The organism is Henriciella sp. (assembly GCF_049649345.1).
GTDB lineage: Bacteria > Pseudomonadota > Alphaproteobacteria > Caulobacterales > Hyphomonadaceae > Henriciella.
Map to the genome: position 1 here is coordinate 1 of NZ_JBARZC010000611.1, position 3691 is coordinate 3691.

5 protein-coding genes are annotated in these 3691 nt (G+C 61.5%); 2 read left to right on the forward strand and 3 right to left on the reverse strand.

What is annotated here, in order from left to right; genetic code table 11:
• Both WA989_RS17010 and hemA read left to right on the forward strand, forming a co-directional pair.
• A partial coding sequence (locus WA989_RS17010) for a DUF3623 family protein (protein WP_424341670.1) occupies positions 1-480 on the forward strand: 480 nt, incomplete at its 5' end.
• Positions 480-1712, forward strand: coding sequence for a 5-aminolevulinate synthase (gene hemA / locus WA989_RS17015; protein WP_424341671.1), 1233 nt, complete (start codon positions 480-482; stop codon positions 1710-1712). The genes WA989_RS17010 and hemA, both read left to right, overlap by 1 nt.
• Before the next feature lie 85 nt (positions 1713-1797).
• Here hemA and WA989_RS17020 read toward each other — a convergent pair whose 3' ends face one another.
• The 3 genes from WA989_RS17020 to WA989_RS17030 all read right to left on the reverse strand — a co-directional run.
• The gene (locus WA989_RS17020; protein ID WP_424341672.1) at positions 1798-2529 is read right to left on the reverse strand and encodes a ZIP family metal transporter; all 732 of its coding nucleotides are present in this window, start codon (positions 2527-2529) and stop codon (positions 1798-1800) included.
• A gap of 151 nt (positions 2530-2680) precedes the next feature.
• On the reverse strand, positions 2681-3004 hold the full coding sequence (locus WA989_RS17025; RefSeq protein WP_424341673.1) for a hypothetical protein: 324 nt from the start codon (positions 3002-3004) through the stop codon (positions 2681-2683).
• Between the two features lie 312 nt (positions 3005-3316).
• On the reverse strand, positions 3317-3691 hold a 375-nt coding region (locus WA989_RS17030; RefSeq protein ID WP_424341674.1), incomplete at its 5' end, for a response regulator.

The following is a 3691-nucleotide window of genomic DNA, read 5'->3' on the forward strand; positions in this document are numbered from 1 at the left end:
GTTCTGCATCATGAGGTGATTATCGCGCTGCATGCAGCCGTGATCATCTGGCTCAGCACCGGCGCAGACAACCAGATCGCTGCGGCCACATTCGGCCTGCTCTGGGCGATGCGGATCAGCGCGAAGCTGCTCATCTTTCTCGGCGCCGCGAACGTCTCCGACGAATTCCTGCCGGGCCATCTCAAATATTTGTCGACCTATTTCAATACGGCGAGAACAACGCGCTATTTTCCCGTTTTTCTCGGCCTTGCGAGCCTCGTTGCATTCGCGCTGCTCTATCAGGGCCTGTCGCATATGGGCGGGTCGTTTGAGGCAGCAGGCTATCTGCTTGTCGGGACGCTGGCACTGCTCGCCGCAATCGAACACCTGGCCCTGATCGTGCCCCTGCCTGATCAGCGCCTCTGGTCGTGGGCTGTCCGCAAAAATGCGGACGCCGAAACTGAACAACAGAACGAAACACTCGAACTAGGGAGGACCTAATGGATTATGAGGGCTTTTTTGAAAGCGAACTGTCGGCGCTGAAAAGCGAGGGCAATTATCGCACTTTTGCAGACATTGAACGGCGCAAGGGGACATTCCCCGTGGCCGACAATCATGGTGATATCGGGCCTGAGACCGTCACGGTCTGGTGCTCGAATGACTATCTCGGCATGGGCCAGCATCCGGCCGTGCTTGAGGCCATGCACACGGCGCTCGACAAATGCGGCGCAGGCGCCGGCGGCACGCGCAATATCTCGGGCACGAACCATTATCATGTGCTGCTTGAGCAGGAACTTGCCGACCTTCACAACAAGGAGGGCGCGCTGCTGTTTACGTCGGGCTATGTCTCCAATTGGACGACGCTGAGCACGCTCGCGGCCCGGATTCCGGGCTGCTATGTGATCTCCGACGAGCTCAACCATGCGTCCATGATCGAAGGCATCCGCCACAGCCGGGCGCTGAAGAAAATCTTCAAGCATAATGATGTGAAGGATCTTGAGCGCGTCCTCAGCGAGCTGCCGGCCGATGCGCCCAAGCTTGTCGCGTTTGAATCGGTCTATTCGATGGATGGCGACATCGCGCCGATCAAGGAAATCTGCGATGTCTGCGACCGCTATAATGCGATGACTTATCTCGATGAGGTTCATGCGGTCGGCCTTTACGGCCCGCGCGGCGGCGGCGTTGCCGAACGCGAAGGCCTGATGGACCGGATCACGATCATCGAAGGCACGCTCGGCAAGGCGTTCGGCGTGCTCGGCGGCTATATCGCAGCCTCGACCACGATCTGCGACTATATCCGCAGCTTTGCCTCAGGCTTCATCTTCACCACCGCGCTTCCGCCGGCGGTTGCGGCTGGCGCGCTGGCCAGCATCCAGCATCTCAAGACCAGCGACATGGAACGGATGCGTCAGCGCCGCCAGGTCAGACGCGTGCGCGAGAAGCTGCGCGCGGTCGGCATTCCTGTCCTCGAAAATCCGAGCCATATCGTGCCGGTGATGGTGCGCGACCCGGTCAAGTGCAAGATGATCAGCGACACGCTCATGGCCGATCACGGCATCTATGTTCAGCCGATCAACTATCCGACGGTTCCCAAGGGCACAGAGCGCCTCAGGATCACGCCGTCGCCGATCCATTCGGACAAGGATATCGATCATCTGATCGAGGCGATTTCCGCGATCTGGTCGAGATGCGAACTCGCCCGGGCCGCCCGGCAGGTCGCTCAATCGGCCTGATCTGTCGCAAGGGTCGGGCAGTCTTGGGCGTCGTTATGCGTCCATGAGTGCACCGCGCCCGCCAAGGCAGGCCGCGTTATTGCGATCACGGGCCGCCGATCAGGCCGGACAGGGCGGTGATCGCTGCAAATCCGATGGCAAGGGCGAGCGTCGTGCTCCAGCGCGGCGGGCGCGGGACATTGCCTTCGGGAATGAGATCTTCCAGCGTCGCCGCCACAAGCAGGCCGGCAATCGCAGCCAGACATATCGCCTGCACCTCCGCCGGGGCGCTCCTCAGAAGAAGGTAGCCGATCGCGGCGCTGAGAAAGGTCGGCAGCGTGATGACTACGCCTGCGATCAGCCGCATGCGGCGCGAAACATCCTGCTTGCGCAGATTGGAGCTTGCCGCAAAGCCGCCGGGCAAATTCGCGACGAGCTGGGAGCCTGCCAGGAAGACGCCAAGTTCAAGCGATGCGGCCGAGCCGGCGCCGGTGATCAGGCCGTCGCTGACCAGGTCTGCCATGATCGCGGCATAGACCATCCAGGCGCTGGTCGTGCCGCCGGCGCGTTCGGAAAATCCGTTGACGGCCTTGGCTATACCGAGCGATGCGATCGCGCCCGCAATGAAGGCAAGGCCAATGGCCCACATCGCCGCCGAGTCCATCGCCCGCGGCATCAGCTCGACAGACACGATGGCGATGGCGATACCGGCCGCGCCGTGCAGTAGCGCCCCGTTCACCCAGCGCGGCGGGCGCATCGTCTCCGCCAGCAGGACGCCGCCAATATTCCCGAGCGCCGGGAGGGCGGCAAAGGCCAGAACGCGCATGAATTCGGTCAATCGATCACCTCAGGGCTGCACAGGCCGGCAGCACCTTTCGCGCCATGATAAAGCAAGGGCAATGGCAAGGCAGGCGTCGAATGTCGCGATGATAATGCCCCATTTGATTGGCGCCCTTGATTGGCGCCTTGCCGGGCCCGCCCGCCGAGCCTCACATGAGGACCGTATATATTATTGCCAAACTTCCGGCGATCAGAACGACCAGCGCCTGGGCGATCATGGCGAAGATCCAGGCTTTCGACAGCCCCATGAGCTTGCCGAGCACCAGGCCGGCGACGAAGAACAGGGCGAGCGCTGACAGCCAGTTCATGCCGAGAGAGAATACGGTGGTGAGATAGCCGACACCGAGCAGCAGATGCAGGCCCAGCCAGCCCGACGCTCTGACGAAGCGGTCGAACAGGATCTGGCGCGAAAGGGTGTCCGGCTGGCGTGTCTGGGAGTCCTGGGGATCAACGCCGGGGCTGAAATCGGTCATGCCAATCGCGCTTCCTCTTTGCTGGCCGTCTTGAGCGCCGACCGGCGGGACGCGGATGCGCCAAGCCTGGTCATCTCCATAGTCCTCGCTGCAGATGTGCGACGCTGGTTCGAACGAGTGCAACCGGCAGGGCAGGGCGAAAGTTCCCAGTTTCGTCCGGATTTCAACGAGGATTAAGCCAATACAATCTGGCATTGCGCCTGCGGCCTGCTGGCACCCTGCCTTTTATAGGCATGTATCAGGCAGGCGCGAGGGCGCGGAGTTCCGCCTTATCTACAGCCCGGCCAGTCCGCATTCAGTCCGAAGGGCGCGCTATGCCCGCCCGGCAATCAGTCGCCGCACCACTTTCGGCAGGTTCTCATCGGAAACGGGCTTGCTGAGCAGCATGTGGGATTTCACCCGCTCTGGCAGGTCATTTTCATTGTACCCGGTAATATAGGCATAAGGGATGCCTCGCCTGGCAAGCTCGTCGGCGACCGCAAAGGTGCTTTCACCGCCAAGATTGACATCCAGCAAGGCGGCCGAGAACCGCTCTGTGCTGACCAGCTTCTGCGCATCAGCCTCGGTATTCGCTGGTCCGACCACATCGAAACCCGCCCGGTCGAGAATGTCGCCGAAGTCTTCTGCGATCATCCACTCATCTTCCACGACCAGGACGCGGGGTCGAACATCGGACACGTTTGCAAC